The 16,579-nt window shown below is 68.8% G+C and carries 14 protein-coding genes and 1 riboswitch; of the genes, 5 read left to right on the forward strand and 9 right to left on the reverse strand.

What is annotated here, in order from left to right; translation table 11 throughout:
* Positions 1-13: 13 nt before the first annotated feature.
* From DFJ65_RS00555 to DFJ65_RS00590, 8 genes are read right to left on the reverse strand one after another with little or no spacing between them, the layout of a single operon-like run.
* On the reverse strand, positions 14-1,165 hold the full coding sequence (locus tag DFJ65_RS00555) for a Wadjet anti-phage system protein JetD domain-containing protein (RefSeq protein WP_115921326.1): 1,152 nt from the start codon (positions 1,163-1,165) through the stop codon (positions 14-16).
* Positions 1,162-4,560, reverse strand: a complete 3,399-nt coding sequence (locus DFJ65_RS00560) for an ATP-binding protein (RefSeq protein WP_115924022.1) — start codon at positions 4,558-4,560, stop codon at positions 1,162-1,164. Before DFJ65_RS00560 ends, DFJ65_RS00555 begins: the two co-directional genes overlap by 4 nt.
* Complete coding sequence (locus tag DFJ65_RS00565) at positions 4,553-5,131, reverse strand: DUF4194 domain-containing protein (protein WP_115921327.1); 579 nt, start codon at positions 5,129-5,131, stop codon at positions 4,553-4,555. The genes DFJ65_RS00560 and DFJ65_RS00565 overlap by 8 nt, the downstream gene beginning before the upstream one ends.
* Entirely contained in the window at positions 5,128-6,570 is a 1,443-nt protein-coding gene (locus DFJ65_RS00570) for a DUF3375 domain-containing protein (protein ID WP_115921328.1), read from the reverse strand. Before DFJ65_RS00570 ends, DFJ65_RS00565 begins: the two co-directional genes overlap by 4 nt.
* Positions 6,571-6,616: 46 nt before the next feature.
* Positions 6,617-7,537, reverse strand: coding sequence for an N-acetylglucosamine-6-phosphate deacetylase (locus DFJ65_RS00575; RefSeq protein ID WP_115921329.1), 921 nt, complete (start codon positions 7,535-7,537; stop codon positions 6,617-6,619).
* Positions 7,538-7,558: 21 nt separating this feature from the next.
* Complete coding sequence (locus tag DFJ65_RS00580) at positions 7,559-8,584, reverse strand: ABC transporter ATP-binding protein (RefSeq protein WP_115921330.1); 1,026 nt, start codon at positions 8,582-8,584, stop codon at positions 7,559-7,561.
* A 1-nt stretch (position 8,585) separates the two neighbouring features.
* The gene (locus tag DFJ65_RS00585; RefSeq protein ID WP_115921331.1) at positions 8,586-10,226 is read right to left on the reverse strand and encodes an ABC transporter permease; all 1,641 of its coding nucleotides are present in this window, start codon (positions 10,224-10,226) and stop codon (positions 8,586-8,588) included.
* A gap of 1 nt (position 10,227) precedes the next feature.
* Complete coding sequence (locus DFJ65_RS00590) at positions 10,228-11,337, reverse strand: thiamine ABC transporter substrate-binding protein (RefSeq protein ID WP_211308323.1); 1,110 nt, start codon at positions 11,335-11,337, stop codon at positions 10,228-10,230.
* A gap of 17 nt (positions 11,338-11,354) precedes the next feature.
* A riboswitch (TPP riboswitch) is annotated at positions 11,355-11,461 on the reverse strand.
* A 97-nt stretch (positions 11,462-11,558) separates the two neighbouring features.
* On the opposite strand from DFJ65_RS00590, the gene DFJ65_RS00595 reads away from it, so the two are divergent.
* Positions 11,559-11,867, forward strand: coding sequence for a DUF4235 domain-containing protein (locus DFJ65_RS00595; protein WP_115921332.1), 309 nt, complete (start codon positions 11,559-11,561; stop codon positions 11,865-11,867).
* 138 nt (positions 11,868-12,005) lie between these two features.
* Here DFJ65_RS00595 and DFJ65_RS00600 read toward each other — a convergent pair whose 3' ends face one another.
* Entirely contained in the window at positions 12,006-12,530 is a 525-nt protein-coding gene (locus DFJ65_RS00600; protein ID WP_115921333.1) for an Lrp/AsnC family transcriptional regulator, read from the reverse strand.
* A gap of 66 nt (positions 12,531-12,596) precedes the next feature.
* Here DFJ65_RS00600 and pdhA point away from each other — a divergent pair, with 66 nt between their 5' ends.
* The 4 genes from pdhA (at position 12,597) to DFJ65_RS00620 (ending at position 16,571) form a co-directional block, all read left to right on the forward strand.
* Positions 12,597-13,733: a pyruvate dehydrogenase (acetyl-transferring) E1 component subunit alpha gene (gene pdhA / locus DFJ65_RS00605; protein WP_115921334.1), complete on the forward strand. Its 1,137-nt coding sequence runs from the start codon at positions 12,597-12,599 to the stop codon at positions 13,731-13,733.
* On the forward strand, positions 13,730-14,782 hold the full coding sequence (locus tag DFJ65_RS00610; RefSeq protein ID WP_115921335.1) for an alpha-ketoacid dehydrogenase subunit beta: 1,053 nt from the start codon (positions 13,730-13,732) through the stop codon (positions 14,780-14,782). Before pdhA ends, DFJ65_RS00610 begins: the two co-directional genes overlap by 4 nt.
* Positions 14,783-14,874: 92 nt before the next feature.
* The gene (locus tag DFJ65_RS00615; RefSeq protein WP_115921336.1) at positions 14,875-16,188 is read left to right on the forward strand and encodes a dihydrolipoamide acetyltransferase family protein; all 1,314 of its coding nucleotides are present in this window, start codon (positions 14,875-14,877) and stop codon (positions 16,186-16,188) included.
* A gap of 80 nt (positions 16,189-16,268) precedes the next feature.
* Complete coding sequence (locus DFJ65_RS00620; RefSeq protein WP_170143943.1) at positions 16,269-16,571, forward strand: DUF4333 domain-containing protein; 303 nt, start codon at positions 16,269-16,271, stop codon at positions 16,569-16,571.
* The last annotated feature ends 8 nt before the right edge of the window (positions 16,572-16,579 follow it).

The raw sequence follows: 16,579 nt of genomic DNA on the forward strand, positions 1-16,579 counted from the left end.
GCTCTGCTACTCGTCAGCCCCGGTCGCGCAGCGCACGTTCCACCCAGTGCCAGTCGATCCGTTCCTGCTCGAGTCGCACCCGGTTGCCGAGATCGTCGCTGACCAGCGCGGCGTACAGCTGCCCCTCCGCCAGGGTCAGCCGAGCCAGCGCCGCCGAGGTCGGCCGCTCCTCACTCACCCACCGGTCACGGTGGTGGAGCAAGGTCTCGCGATCCATCAACACCGACCGGGTCTGCGGCAGCCAGGCACGCAGTCGATCCAGAATGGCGAAGCCGTGCGTGTCGATGTCACCCCAGTAGTCGATGTCAGCTTCGGCGAGCCATGGCAGGCGACCAACCAGATCGACGTCGAAACCCTTGCCCCACAACACGATCCCGTCGGGTGGCACGTCGACGCTGAGATAGCTGATTTCGTTCTCCACCACGATCGCGCGCCGTGGAGCCAGTGACAGCCGCGCCAGTTCCTCGCTGCGCAGCGCGAGCTCGGTCAGCTGCGCCGGCAACCCCAGCGTCGACGCCGGCCGCAACCGCACGAATTCCGGCTTTGTCGCCAGGCCCAAACCGCGCAGGAAGCCGAGCGACGTGCCTGCGACCCCGAGGATCTGGGCGAGCACGCCGCGGTGCCGTTCGGCGAACTTCGTGTCAACACCGGGTGCGCTGATCTCCCGCAGGTAACGCCCAGAACCGCGCTGCGCCGCGAGCCATTCATAGGCAGCGACAATGCCGCGCAGATCACTCGCGATCTCCAGCGTTCGTAATGGATGGTTCACCACCCAGTCGCGCACCGCCGCCGCGCCCTCGACCTCGCGCAACGCTGCGTCGTACCGGCGCACCTGGGCGGCGACCCCGAGCAACGCCCAGGCTTGATCCCAAGAGGTCACTCGCGCCCGGCTCGGTAGCCGGTTGCGGCCAATGCTGCGACCACCGACGTCGGCCCAATCGAGGCAGTAGCGGCTGTCGTCGCGTCGGCCGGCATCGAGCCGGCCCACCCAGTCGCGGACGGCGCCCAGATCGTCACCGATCTGCGAGGGCCGGGGGCCGCGGATCGGCACCTCGATCGGCACGAACGGCCGATCTTCGGCGTAGGCCTGCAGGAGTGCACCGCTGTCCCACGAGCGGCGCACCTTTCGCGTGATGTCCGCGGGTTCGGTCCAAGGGGTGCTCACGCCCGGTGACCGTCGCGCCGCTGGTGATATTCCTCGATCGTCATCGTCTGCACGCGGGAACTGGTGCCGGTCGGGTTGTCGACGAAGCCGATCGCCTTGACGTAGGGCTCGATGACTCGCACCTTCTGCAGCGGCGTGACGATCAGCAGCTGAAGACCGAGCTTGGCGAACAGGTCGAGCGCGTACCTGGTGGACACGTCGGACCCGCGACCGAATGCCTCATCGATGACCGCGAACCTGAAGTCCTTGGATTTGTCTGCGCCCCAGGACAATCCGAATTGGTAGGCCAGCGACGCAGCGAGAATGGTGTAAGCGAGCTTCTCCTTCTGCCCACCCGACTTTCCGTCGGAATCGCTGTAGTGCTCCCACTCCTGGTCGGTGTCACTGTCACGCTCGGACGCCGAGAAGACGAACCAGTTGCGCACGTCGGTGACCCGTCGGGTCCATGCCCGGTCGGAGTCGGTGTGGCCGTCTCGCCCGCGGAAGCGTTCGATCAGCCGCTTCACCTCCAGGAACCGCTCCTCGGAGTATTGGTCGCCGTCAACCGACAGGCTGTCGTTGGTGAGGTTGCGCAGATCGGCCCGGAAGAGTGCAACGTCGTGGTTGTCGGTCGCAGCCTTCTCCAGCCGGATGTAGCGCCCCGGGTTGTAGGGCACCGCGCCGAGCGCTTCGTTGATTCGGCTGACGCGCTTGTCGATGTCGTCAGCCTGACGGCCCAGCCAGTTGTTGAATCCGGCAAGTTCCTGGATCGCCTTCATGTTGAGCTGATCCTTGAAGTCGTTCTCGAAGCGCGGCAGGTCGTCGGTGGCGACCTGGTCGCGGTATGTGACGAAATCGGCACGCGCGTCGACGCTCGCGTCGAGGTCGGCTCTCAGCTCGGGCCAGCTGCCGAGCACGTCGTTCATGTACTGGCCCAAGCTCTGACCGAGCCCACCGAGTTCACGGGTCAGCCGGTCGATCCGCTTGTACAGGTCTTCGGCCAGCAGTCGCTCGGCAGTGTCGCACTCGGCCGCGGTGCGCGGACGGGCGGACGCAATCCGCTTGTCCAACAAGGCAAAGCTCACCTCGGCAGCGGCGATCACGTCGGCGCTGTGGCCCGAAATGAAGGCGCCCGCGGCATCGAGCGCCTGCTGCGCCTGCTGCTTCTGGCTGGCGATCGTAGCCAACCGGCCGGTCAGCTGCTCCAGTTGCGTGCTCACCTCCTGCGCCTGCTCCTGGTTGCGGGTGAGCGCGCGGGTGATCTCCGACAACCGTGAGGAGCCCGACTCCAGCCGCGCGCGTTCGGCGTCGAACTCCTCGGCTCGCGCGACCGCCTCGGCAACGTCCAGATCGGCCCACGACACGAAGGAACCAAGCCGCGAGAAGGCCTCCTGCCGCACCTGGATCTCGTCGCGCTGCGCCGTCAGCCTTGCAAGCTCGGCTTCCAGCTCGACGTGACGACCCTCCAACTGCTCCAGGTCACCGCGCAGCGCCGCAATCTTGCGCTCGTTGGCCCAACCGAGCACCCATCGACGCGGGTCGTCGACCCGGTGCCGGTCGTCTTTCTCATGCCGGTCGCCCGAGCGCACTTGCCCCTGCCGGGTGACCGCACGATCGGCGGCGCGGAACTCCTCCAGGCTCCAGGCACACAGGTGATCAGCTCGTCGGATCAACTGGTTACGCAGGTAGCCCTCGAACGCCCCTTCCCGGATCTCCAGGCAATCACCGAGCAACAGTTGTTCGCCGCTGCGGCGCTGCAACGGCACCTGCCGGGTTGGCACCCGCTCGTACACCAGCCGTGCGCCCCGCGCCTGTCTCCCGCGTCCGGCGAAGGTCAGTCGGCGCCCGTTGACCCAACGGGTCACGTCGTCGTAGTGCTCGGTGGGCACCAGCAGCGAAAGTGCGAAGCCCCGCAGCACTCGTTCGGCGGCGCCGCGCCACTCGCTGTGCTCCTCGAGCACGTCGAGCAATTCCCCGGCGTAGGGCAGGTCGTGTTCGGTGAGGCCGAGATCGGCGCACAATTGAGCGCGCAGCTGGAACTGCTCGGTCGGCAGGTTGCTGGTGCGCCCCTGCAGGTCGTCGAGCTCGGCACGCACCGCGGCGGCCTGTGCGGTGATCTCCCGATCAGCGCTGATCGCGTCGGCGACGGCCGCATCGAGCTCACGCTTCTGGGTCGCCAACTCTGGTCGGCGCTGCGCCAGAAGTGTTGTCAGCTGCGAAAATTCATCCCTCGAATTGATCGGGTCGAGCCCCGCTTCGGCCACGGCGCCGTCGAACTGCCCCCGGGAGCGCTGTCGAGTCTCTGCTTGGGCTCGCGCTTCTCGAGCGAGCCGCTCCAGCTCACCGATCCGGTCGCCTCCGGCCCGCGCACGTTCCTCGATCAATTCCTCGCGTGCGGAAGCCAGGCTCGACTGCTGGGCTTTCGCGTCGTCATGTTCGCCCGACAACCGCTGACCGTCGGCATCGAGCCGTTGGATCTCAACAGTGAGGAGGTCGCAGCGCAGTCGGGCCATGAACAGTCCCACCGCATCGCGCTCACGCTCCAGCTCGGCGCGATCAGCCTGTGTCTTGTCGTACCGCGCAGTCGTATTGGCCACCGGCTCGAGCGCTTCCAGCTGAAGCCGCGCGCGGCGCACCGCGTCATGGGCCTTGGTCAGGTCGCCGAAGTGATCGATGATGTCGCGCAGGTGAGCGCTCGCGTCGCTGGGTTCGAGCATGTGGTCACGCACGAAGTCGTTGAGGTTGCCGACCGACTTCATCGACACCGTCTGGTGGAACAACTCCAGTGCCTGGTCCGACGGGATGCCGAGCAACCGGCGTAGGGCGGTCGCGTATTTGGGGAAGTCGTCCCACACGTCCGCACCGCCGGCCCGCAAGCGCTTGCGCAGATCGCGCAGGTCAGAGCCGAAGTCGGTGAAATCGGTAGCGATCGACAGCGCCTTGGTGGCGGTCACATAGAAGCGGTAGGGCTGCCCACTGCTCTCGCGCTGCTGAAACACCTGCGCCAGGGTGACAGTCTCGTCGTAGCCCTCGTTGGTGAAGACCGCCAACACCACGGAAAAGCTGCGACGGCCCTCGCGCAGTCCCTTGGCCCGGGTGTGACCGGTGCTCTCGATCCGCTCCGACTTGTAATGGCCCTCGACGTACGAACGCAGCGTGCGTTCCTTCGACTCGGCGCCGGCCGCCTTGTTGTAGGCCACCTTATGCGCCGGCATGAGCAGCGTGGTCAGCCCGTCGACCAGCGTCGACTTGCCGGAGCCGATGTCACCGGTCAGCAAGGAGGTCTCGCCGCCGGGTGTCAGGCGCCACACCTGTCGATCGAAGGTGCCCCAGTTGAGTACTTCGAGCTGGCGCAAGCGATAACCGGCGCCCTCGCTCGACGAGAGTTCGAGCGTGGAGAAGAGCGCGTCACTCATCGTCGTCACGTTTGCCTGCGTACTCGCGAAGCTTGCCGGCGAAATCGGACATGGTCTGCGCGTCGACGTACGCCTTGAGAATGCGTCGCACCTCCCATTGGTCGCGCTGCCCGCGTAACGGCCGCAGGAATCCGAGCTCGGCGGCTTTGCGGATCGTCGTCTCGGCCTGGTCGACCAGCCGCGCCTCGTTGGTGGATTCGGTGCCGAACACGCGCAGCAGGTCGACCAATTGGTCGGTGGTCAGCACCAGTCGGGCGTCGGAACTGCTGGTCTCGAACTCGATGAGCCGTTTGCGCAGCAGCACCAGCAACAGGCTGACCTGGTAGGTCAGTGCGCGTCGACGCACCAGGCGCGGCAACGGGTCTTCGCCTTCCTGGTCGGGTCGCGACACGAGGTAGGCGAAACCCTCGTTGTCGTCGATCACCACGTCGAGGCCGATGGTTGCGAAGTGATCCCGCACCGCGGGGCCGAAGCGTCCGAGAGCCTGCCAGGTCGACTCGTCGGACTCCTTGTAGACAACGCCTTGCATGAGCCGAATGATCGCGGCGCCGGTGTCGTATTCGTCGGTCATCGACGCCTCACCGTGACCTGGGGTAGCCGGACTCGCCGCATGACACTCGAGTCATCGGGGTCGGGGTAAACAAGAGTCGTCTCCTGCGCAAGGTCCATCTCGATCGTCACCTCATCATCCTGCAGTGCCAGGTAGCCGACGATCTCGGCGATGCCTTGCTCGATCGGATGCGCCGCGACGATATCGGCGAGCAGAGCCGACGAACGCGGCGGGATCTCGTCACGCACGTTGGCCAGCAGCCGCGCACTGTCGACGTAGGTCTGCGCGAACAAGAGGGTCGGGTCGACATCTTCCGTAGCGGTGGTGACCGAAGAGTCGACCTCGACGGCGACGGGCGGTTGGTACAACGGGCGCTCGAACGGCAGGAGGATGTCGATGCCCGGCACGGTGACCTCCAGGCCCACCGCGGGCGGGCGCTCACGCACATCGAGGGCTGCCGCTTCGATCGAGCGGACGAGGTCGAGCACCCTGCGGTTCTCCAGCCACACCTGATCGTCGAGAAACCTGCGCAGTTGCTCGGAGAGCCGCCGCACCGTGCGCTGGGTGCGCTCGGCCGCTTCGGACCAGTCGTGATGGACGCCGGAGATGCGCGCGTCGGCGTCGGCAATGTCGAGCGCGGACACCTTGGACAGCAGCTCACCGAGTTCCTCCTGGCGCTGCGCAGAGAGCAGGAACTCATAGAACGCCTGAAAGCTGCGCCCCTGATCGGAACCGCTGATCTGCGATCTGGTGCCGATGAGTTCCCCCAACAACTCGCCCTTGGAGCCGTCCCACGCCGCGATCTTCTCCCGAGCTGCCCGGTCGAGCTGGCGGAAGTTGTCTTCGACCTCGCGGAAGTCGGCCAGCAGGTCGCGCGCAGTGGCGGCCAACTGCTGGTACCGGTCGCGCACACCAGCACTGTCGAGCACCTCGACCCGTCCCGCTTCGACATCGGCGATCTCGGCGTCGATCTCGGCGCGGCGGCGCTGGAGCTCGGCGAGCCGCGCCTGCGGGTCGGCCTCGGTGCCGTGCACGATCTGCCGCAAGAGATCCACGACCGTGTGCAGACGCGATTCGGTGCCGACGAATGCGCGGCGGCCCAGCGATGTCACCCACGAGTAGGCCTTCTCGAACGCCGGCGTCACCTCGTAATGGATCTCGTCGTCGTCGGGCGGGTAGAAGCGGCGCAGGTAACCAGCTGCGGGAGCGGACCAGTCTTCCAGGTAGGAGACCGGGTCTTTGGGAAAACGCACGCCGTCGCCCTCCGCGGCGACGGTGGCGTTGAGGGCGTAGAGGCGGTCGTCCAACGCACTGGCAACCTCGCCGGCCGGGGTGGCACCACGATTGCCGTCGGCGAAGAATTCACCGAGAAACGACAGCGCGAGGCTCGCGTTGCCGGCTCGCAGCAACCGCCACGCGGCGTGCCGCTCGCGTAGTGCCTCGATCTCCTCGTAGTCCACGGCGCGATCGTACGTGCGTGGTGCGACAAGGCCCGCTCGACTGTGGCTACGGGGCGGCGTCGACCCCCACGGCTCGCGCCGGCGTGCTGCTCGCCGCTTCGAACACGTCGTCGACCGGGAGCCCGACCTGCTCGATGCACCAGTCGACGCAACCGGAAAGCGTGGTGGTGCTGCCGGCGATCGAGCCGCCCTCGGTGAGCCGGGCGACGTTGTCGATGACCTCGACCGCGAGTTCGCCGATGCGGTAGGGGCCATCGGCGAGACCGGTGGCCGACATCGCGTCCGACACCAGCACGATGGCCTGCGGGCCGACCGTCTCGAAGACCATCCGCACCACCTCGGCATGGACGTGCACGCCGTCGGCGATGAGTTCGACCAGCGCTTCACCGCGTGCCGCCGACGTGAGCGCCGCGGCGACCGGGCCGCCGGCGCGGTGGTGCATCGGCGGCATTCCGTTGAACAGGTGGGTCACCAGTGCGGGTCGGCCGCTGCGCTCCACGACGTGGCCGATGGTCGCGGTCACGGTGGCGGCGTCGGCATCGGTGTGTCCGATCGCGGGGGTGATGTCGTGTGCGACGAGGGCATCGACCAGAACCTGCGCACCCGGACGTTCGGGCGCAAAAGTCATCTGCCGCAACACTCCCGGTGCGCCGGCGACGTCGACGAGGCGGTCGATCAGAGCCGGGTCGGGGTCGGTCAGCACGCCCGGGTCGTGGGCGCCGCGGCGTTCGTGCGACAGGAACGGGCCCTCCAGGTGGATGCCGGCGACGGTGCCGTCGGCCACCAGCGGTGCGAGCGAGCGCACGGAGCGTTCCATCATGTCGGGGGTCCCCGAGACGAGGCTGGCCAACATCGTCGTCGTGCCCGCGTCGCGGTGGTGGGCGGCCGCGATCCGATTGCCCTCGACGCTGCCACCGAACTCGTGGCCCAACGCGCCGTGGCAGTGGATGTCGAACAGGGGCCTCATCGCACGATCACGGCGGCCATCCTATGCGCCGAGGTCGGCCGTGGTGCTCTGCTCGACGGGGAGCCGGGCCGAGGCGTGCGGGTTGAACACGAGCCGCACCCGCTGCCCGACGGCGAGTCCTGCGGGGTCGTCGGCGACGGCCGACACGACGCCGACGCCCTCCATGTCCACCCGCAACGCAGCACCGCTGCTGCGCACTGCCGACTCCTTCACCTGCGCGCTGAGCGGCCCGTCGGCATCGACCCGGAAAGCGTTGTCGCGCAGCATGATCGAGCCTTCCCCCACCAGCTGTGGCAGGCCGGCCGCCGACCACGACGCCGCGTCGACCTCGTCGCGGTAGCCCAGCAGGCGGGCGGTGGTGCGGTCGACCGGGGCGTGCCACACCTTGTCGGCCGGGCCGGTGGTGACGATGCGGCCGGCCACCATGAGCGCCAAGCGGTCGGCGACCGTGAGCGCCTCGTCGTGGTCGTGCGTGACCAGCAGCGCGGTGGTGCCGGTAGCCACCAGAATCGTCCGCAGATCGGCCGCGAGGCGCTCGCGCAGGTCGCGGTCGAGCGCCGACAGCGGCTCGTCGAGCAGCAACAACCGCGGACGCGGCGCCAGGGCTCGCGCCAGCGCAACGCGCTGCTGCTGGCCACCGGACAACGTGCTGACCCGACGCTTCGCATAGCCGCCGAGCCCGACGAGATCGAGCAGTTCGGCCACCCGCGCCGCCCGGTCGCCGCGCGAAACTCCTTGCCGGCGTAGCGGATAGGCGATGTTGCCGGCCACGTCGAGGTGGTCGAAGAGTTGGCCGTCCTGGAACATCAGGCCGAACCCGCGCTTGTGGGTCGGCACCGCGGTGACGTCCGCGCCGGCGAACCGCACCGTGCCCGACTGCACCGTCTGCAGGCCCGCGATGACCCGCAACAGGGTCGACTTGCCGCACCCCGACGGGCCGAGCACCGACAACACCTGCCCGACGGCGAGATCGAGATCGACCGCGTCGACGGCGACCTGCTCGCCGAACCGCACGGTCACGTCGTCGACCACCAGACCTTGCGTCATCTCACCAACCTCCCGAGCGACCACGCAGCCGCTCCACCACGGTCATGATCACGGCCGTCACCGTCGCCAGGATGACGGACGCCGCCAGCGCCATCCCGAAGTAGTCCTCACCGGGGTGCCCGATGAGTTGGTAGATGACGACGGGCAGCGTCGGATTCGTCGGCCGCGCAAGGAAACTCGTGGCGCCGAACTCCCCCAGAGCGACCGCGTACGCGAAGCCGATCGCGGCCAGCAGCGGACGCAGCAACACCCGGCGGTCGACGTCCCAGAACACCCGCCACGGCCCCGCGCCGAGAGCGGCCGCGGCCTCGCGTTGCCGCGGGTCGACCGATCGCAACGCGGGCGCCACCACCCGCACGACGAGCGGCAGGGCGACCAGCGCCTGCGCGATCGGCACCAGCAGCGGCGCCGACCGCAGGTCGAGTGGGGGCTCGTCGAGCGCGATGAGGAAGCCGAAGCCGACGGTGACCGCGGAGATGCCCAGCGGCAGCATGAAGGTGGCGTCGAGCGCGGCCAGTACGCGCCGTCCGCCGGCGGAGTCGGCGCGCCGGGTGATGACGAAGCTGACCAGCAGCCCGAGCAGCACCGCGATGAGCGTCGCGTCGACGGCCGCCCGGATCGAGGTGAGCAGCGCCTGCCAGACCGTCACCTGCAGGGTCGGCACCGAGCCCACCTCGGTGAGCCGCCGGTAGTGGTCGAGGCCCCACCCGTCGCCGACCTGCAGCGAGCGCAGCACCAGCGTGACCAGCGGCGCGAGCACGAACAGGCAGGCGGCGGTGGTGATGAGCAGGTGGGGCAGGTCGGCGCGGCGGACGCGTTGACGGGCGCCGTTGCCACGCAGGCGATTCGGGCTGCCGGCGGTGAGTCGCTCGGTGAGGAGCAGCAGCGTGATCACGACGGCGGCCTGCAACAGGCTGAGCACCGCCGCGGCCTGCAGGTCGAGGAAGTTGGTGGTGAGCAGGTAGATCTCGGTCTCGACGGTCGAGTAGCGCACGCCGCCGAGTGTCAGCACCACGCCGAACGACCCGGCGCAGAACAGGAAGACCACCATCGCGGCCGACACGATCGCCGGACGCAGCGCGGGCAGCGTCACCGTGCGCAGCACCGTCCAGGGACCCGCGCCGAGCGCGGCCGCGGCCTCGGCCTGGCGCGGGTCGAGCGACTGCCAACGTCCGCCGACGGTGCGCACGACGACCGCGATGTTGAAGAAGACCAGCGCGGCGAGGATGGCCTGCCAGGAGCCGTCCCAGCCGAGGAACCCCAGCGGCCCGGACTTCGCGAGCAGGCTGCGGAAGGCAATGCCGACGACCACGGTCGGAAGCACGAACGGCATCACCAACAGCCCGCGCACCAGCCCGGTGAGCGGCAGCGCGAGGCGGTAGGTCACGTAGGCGATCGGCACCCCGAGCAGCACGGTGATCGCGGTGCCGAGCGTGCTGATCCAGAGCGTGAACCACAGCACCCGACCGGTGCGCGGGCGGCTCAGCACCTCCAGCGCGGGGCCGAGGGTCCACCGGCCGTCGGGGTGGAGGCCCCGGGCGATCATCGCGGCCACGGGCAGCAGGAAGAACACCGCCAGGAAGGCGAGTGGGATCAGTGCTGCGAGCGCCGGGAGGAGCGTTCGCCCGGGGCGTCGACGCATGTCAGCCGGAGACGGTGTCCTGCCACTCGCGCAGCCACTTGTCGCGATTGGCGGTGATCTTGGCCGGGTCGACCTCGAGGGTCTTGTCCGGCACGGTGACGGCCGCCTTCCACTGCGCCGGGATCGCGACCGCCGGGTCGACCGGGAAGACGTACATGTTGGCCGGCATCGAGGCCTGGAAGGTCTTGCCGAGCAGGAAGTCGATGAACGCCTGCGCACCGGGCTCGTTCTTCGCGCCCTTCAGCACGCCGGCGTACTCGACCTGACGGAAGCACGAGTCGGTCATCGCCGAGGTGGTGGCCTTGCCGTCCTTGACGGTGTCGGCCGGAGACGTGTTGTAGGACAACACGATCGGACGGCTGCCCTTGCCACCGCCGGCGGTGTAATCGACGCTCCACGCGTCGCTCCAGCCGCTGGTCACCTTCACCCCGTTGGCCTTGAGCTTCTTCCAGTAGTCCTGCCACCCGTTGTCGCCGTACTTCGCGATCGTGGCCAGCAGGAAGGCCATGCCGGGCGACGAGGTGGCCGCGCCGGGGGTGACGAAGAGATCCTTGTACTCGGGCTTGGTGAGGTCGTCGAGCGAGTTGGGCTTCGCCTTCTTGTGGGCGGCGAACCACGCGTCGTCGACGTTGACGCACACGTCGCCGAAGTCGATCGGGGTCAGCGATTTGGCCGCCTCACCGGTGAGCGCGTACTTGTCGGCGCCCTGTGGCAGCTTCGCCGAGGTGTACGGCGTGAGCGCGCCGGCGTCCACGACACGCGAGGCGAAGGTGTTGTCGATACCGAAGACGACGTCGCCGGTGGGGTTGCCCTTGGCGAGCACGACCGAGTTGGCCAGCTTGCCGGCGTCACCCGATGCGAGCACCTGCACCTGGTAGCCGGTCTCCTTGGTGAACTGGGCGAGCAGTTCCTTGGGCGCGACGAACGAGTCGTGCGTGACCAGTCGGACGGTGGTCTGCTTCGGCGCGCTCGACCCACCGGCCGAGCTGCCGGACGAGCTCGCGGACGAGGTGTCGGAGCCGGAGTCGCCGGTCGTCGAACATGACGCGAGCGAGACGGAGAGCACGCCGGCCACGGCGGCGACGAGAACTGTGCGGGACGTTCGGAACAACGGATCCTCCTCGGGATGCAAGGAGGGGCTCGACTTCCTACACCGGTACTAACCGGATCAGGTTCGAGGGTCTGCGGCCCTCTGCCGCACTCTCAGCGCACCGTGCGCTCCCCTGTCGTTTCCACCACAGACGCTACACGGTCACGCCCGCGGCAAAACATGGCAGGCTCGGAGGTGAAGAAATGACGACCGGCCATCGGGGCCGCTGACAGGAGGAACGAATGGGATCCGTGGTGTGGAAGGTGATCGCCGCCGTCGCAGGTGTCGCGGCGACGAAGGTCGCGTCGAAGGCGACGACGGCCGGCTGGCAGGCGGCCACCGGCAACCCGGCACCGGTCGGCAAGCACGACCCCAACTACAACGCCAAGCAGATCGCGGTCTTCACGCTCGTGTCGGCCGCCGTGGCGCAGGGTCTGCGTGCCCTCGCCGAGCGCAAGGCTGCCGACTACTACACCAAGTCGGCCGGCCACCCGCCGCAGGTCGTGGCCAAGGAGCGCGAGAAGGCGGTGGCGAAGGCCGCCAAGGCCTGAACGCCGTCCGCCCGGTCGAAGGGCGCTCCTGCATCGGCGGGAGCGTCCTTCGCGCAAGCCGCCCCCAGTGAAAGATCGCTGCTGTCCTGACAACAGCAATCTTTCACTGGGGCCGCCCGGCGTCTGCGGGGAAGTCGCTCAGTCGGCCCAGCTGCGCCCGCGGCCGGGGATCTCGTCGAAGACCAGCCAGGTGCGGGTGCCGATGACGCCCGGGATCGCCTGGATGCGTTCGAGCACGAGGGTGCGCAACGCGGCGTTGTCGGGGGCGTGCACCTGCACCAGCACGTCGAACTCCGAACCCATGAGCGAGATCCGATCGAGGTACGCAAGCTCGGCCAGGGCCGCGCTCACGGCCCGCCAGGTGTTCTGCTCGATGTTGATCGCGACATAGGCGGTGGTGGTGAGGCCCGCGGTCGCCGGGTCGATCGAGATCGTGAACCCGGTGATCACCCCGCGTTCGCGCAGCCGCTCGATGCGGGCGTACGCGCCGGCTCGGCTCAGGTGCAGCCGCTCGGCGAGGGCGCGCACCGAGATGCGGGAGTCTTCGGCGAGGGCGGCGAGGATGCGTCGGTCGACCGCGTCGAGGTCGGCTGCCGAACGTCCAGCCGACCCAGTCGTGGCAACCTCACCCCTGGACGATCTGCCCTCTGCCGCTGGATTCATGAACCGATTGTCCACCAATCTGCGACAAACTTGAGCCAATCGCCACGACTGGAAGACGATGGTGTGATGCGGGACACACTCCATGAGACGTCGGTCGAGGCGCTGCTGCCCTCGCCCCGCCCGGTGCAACTGCTCGATCCGACGGGTGCGCCGGTCGAGCAATCGGGCACCCGTCGCCCCTACGCGATGCCGTCGGCCGACCGACTGCAGGACGTCTGGCGGCACATGGTGCTCGGACGCCGGTTCGACCTGCAGGCGACCGCGCTCACCAAGCAGGGGCGGCTGGCCGTCTACCCCTCCTCGCGCGGTCAGGAAGCCTGCCAGGTGGGCGCGATCCGCAGCCTCACCGCCCGCGACTGGGTGTTTCCGACCTACCGCGAGTCGATGGCCCTGGTCACCCGCGGCATCGACCCGGCCGAGGTGCTCGCCCTGCTGCGCGGCAGCGCGCACTGCGGCTACGACCCGTTGGCGCAGCGCACCGCGGCCCAGTGCACACCGCTGGCCACTCAGTTGGTGCATGCCGCCGGCACCGCCTACGGCCTGAAGCGGCGCGGCGAAGACTGCGTCGCGCTCGGATTCATCGGCGACGGCGCGACCAGCGAGGGCGACTTCCACGAAGCGCTCAACTTCGCCGCGGTGTTCGACGCGCCGGCGATCTTCTTCGTGCAGAACAACAAGTACGCGATCAGCGTGCCGCTGTCGAAGCAGACCAAGGCACCGTCGTTGGCCTACAAGGCAATTGGCTACGGCGTGGCCTGCGAGCAGGTCGACGGCAACGACCCCGCCGCCGTCATGGCCGTGATGGACGCGGCGCTCGACCACTGCCGCTCGGGCCGCGGACCGTTCCTCATCGAGGCGCACACCTACCGCCTCGACGCGCACACCAACGCCGACGACGCGAGCCGCTACCGCTCCGGCGACGAGGTGACCGCGTGGCTCGAACGCGACCCGATCGCCCGACTGGAGGCCTACCTGCGCGCGTCCGGCCTGCTCAACGACGACCAGGCGAACGCCGTGCGGCAGGAGGCCGAGGCGCTTGCCACCGACCTGCGCGATCGGATGAACACCGACCCCGAGGTCGACCCGATGTCGTTGTTCGACAACGTTTTCGCGTCGCCCACACCGCAGGTCGCCGAGGCCCGCGCGATGGTCGAGGCAGAGATGCATGCCGAGATGCAGGCAGCCGAAGAGGTGACCCGATGACCACGATCGACGCTCCCGCGCCCGCGGTGGCCGGCCCCACCACCCTCACCTTCGCGAAGGCGATCAACCAGGCACTGCGCGATGCGATGACCGCCGACGACGACGTGCTCGTCTTCGGCGAAGACGTCGGCACCCTCGGCGGTGTCTTCCGCGTCACCGACGGCCTCACCCGCGACTTCGGCGAAGACCGCTGCTTCGACACCCCGCTGGCCGAGTCGGGCATCGTCGGCTTTGCGATCGGGCTCTGCTACACCGGTTTTCGGCCGGTGGTCGAGATGCAGTTCGACGCGTTCGCCTACCCGGCGTTCGAGCAGATCGCCTCGCACGTCGCGAAGATGCACAACCGCACCGGCGGCAAGGTGACGCTGCCGATGGTCATCCGGGTGCCCTACGCCGGCGGCATCGGCGGAGTGGAGCACCACTGCGACTCCAGCGAGGGCTACTACGCCCACACGCCCGGCCTGAAGGTCTACACGCCCGCCACCCCGCAGGACGCCTACTGGATGCTGCGCGAGGCGATCGCCGACCCCGACCCGGTGATCTTCATGGAGCCGAAGGCCCTCTACTGGAGCAAGGCCGAGGTCGACACCTCCAGCCCGGTCGAGCCGGTCGGCCGGGCGGCCGTCCGTCGCCCCGGCAAGGAGGTCACGCTCATCAGCTACGGACCGTCGGTTCCGTTGGCGCTCAAGGCCGCCGACGCGGCCGAGCAGGAGGGCTGGGACGTCGAGGTGATCGACCTGCGCAGCATCGTGCCGCTCGACGACGAGACCGTGCTGGCATCGGTGCGGCGCACCGGACGCTGCGTGGTCGTGAGCGAGGCCCAGGGGTTCGCCGGGGTGGCCGGCGAGCTCGCCTCGCGCATCTCCGAGCGCTGCTTCCACTCGCTCGAGGCACCCGTGTTGCGGGTGAGCGGCCTGCCGACGCCCTACCCGGCGCCGATGCTCGAGCACACCTACCTGCCCGGCGTCGACCGCATCCTCGACGCCATCGACCGGCTGCAGTTCGACGACCAGCCCGATACGACGTTCAGCGAGGGCGCCCGTGGCTGAGTTTGTCTTCACCCTCCCCGCCCTTGGTCCCACGAAGTTCTCCGCTCGTTCCTCGCTCCGATACGTCGCGGGGACCCCGAAGGCAGTGTGCTGTGGCTGAACGCATCTTCAACCTTCCCGATCTCGGCGAGGGCCTGACCGAGGCCGAGATCGTCGAGTGGCTGGTCGACGACCGCGCCGACGTGAGCATCGACCAGAACGTCGTGGTCGTCGAAACCGCCAAGGCCACCGTCGAGGTGCCGATCCCCTACGCCGGCACCGTCGCCACCCGGCACGGTGCGCCCGGCGACACCGTTGCGGTCGGCGCACCCCTGATCACCGTGTCGAGCGGTGCACCGGCAATTTCCGGCGCGCCTGCCGACTCCGGCGCGCCGGCCGACGAAGGCTCGGGCGCCGTGCTCATCGGCTACGGCACCGGACACGGCCAGCAAACCCGCCGCCGACGAGGTTCCCGTCGACCAGCCGTCCCCACGATGGCAGCGCCGATGGAGGCGCCAGTGGAGGCGCCAGTGGCTGTTGCCGAAGCCGTTGCACCGCAGGTGATCTCACCGATCGTGCGGCGCCTCGCCCGAGACCACGGGCTCGACCTGCACCACCTGCGACCGGCGACGGGCGCGGTGCTGCGGCGCAGCGACATCGAGGCGGCCATCGCCCGATCGGCGCCCGCTGCGACGGCGCCTGCGTCCGACGCAACCACTGCGGCAACCACCGCAGCGACCACCCCGGCACTCGCCGACGAGCGCATCCCGCTCACCGGCGTCCGGAAGGTCATTGCCGACAAGCTCGCCACCTCGCGCCGCGAGATCCCCGATGCCACCACGTGGGTCGATGTCGACGCCACCGACTTCATGACCGTGCGCGACCAACTGCGCGATCACGGTGTCGGCCAGCTCGGCCTGCTCGGGCGCATCTGCGTGGCCGGTCTGCGCACGTTCCCCGAGCTCAACGCGTCGGTCGAGGGCGAGGAGATCGTGCGGCACGGCGGCATCAACCTCGGGTTCGCCGCGCAGTCACCGCGCGGTCTGGTGGTGCCGGTCGTCAAGGACGCCCACACCATGTCCGCCCGCCGACTGACGGACGCGATGGCCGACCTCACCGCGCGGGCTCGCTCCGGTGAGCTCTCACCCGCGGAGCTCACCGGCGGCACCTTTACGCTCAACAACTACGGCGTGTTCGGGGTCGACGGGTCGACGCCGATCCTCAACCACCCCGAGGCGGCGATGCTCGGCGTCGGACGCATCATCGACCGTCCGTGGGTCGTCGACGGGCAGTTGGCGGTGCGAAAGGTGACCCAGCTCGGGTTCACCTTCGACCACCGCGTGTGCGACGGCGGGTCGGCCGGCGGGTTCCTGCGGTTCGTCGCCGACGCGGTGGAACAGCCGGTGCGACTGCTCGCCGAATGGTGAGCCACCGAACCGCACCGACCGGCCACGGCTGCGTAGGATCGCCGATGGGAATCCACGCATCCGTCCGGAGGGAACAGACAATGACCAGCCGAGTCCGTCGCGGCGCCGCCGCCGCACTGACCAGCGCCCTGCTCATCGGGGGTGTCACCGCCTGCAGCAGCGAGGCTGCGGTGAAGAAGTCCGACGTCGAGAAGCAGATTGAGTCGCGGATCTCCAGCAGCGGCACCAACATCAAGGACGTCAAGTGCGACGACAACCTCAAGGCCAAGAAGGGCGCGACCACCGACTGCGAGGCGAAGGTGGACGGCACCACGCAGAAATTCAAGGCCACGGTCACCTCAGTGGACGGTAAGACCGTGCACTACTCAATCAGCAAGGGCTGAGCCGGGGC

It is taken from the genome of Calidifontibacter indicus, from assembly GCF_003386865.1.
GTDB lineage: Bacteria > Actinomycetota > Actinomycetes > Actinomycetales > Dermatophilaceae > Yimella > Yimella indica.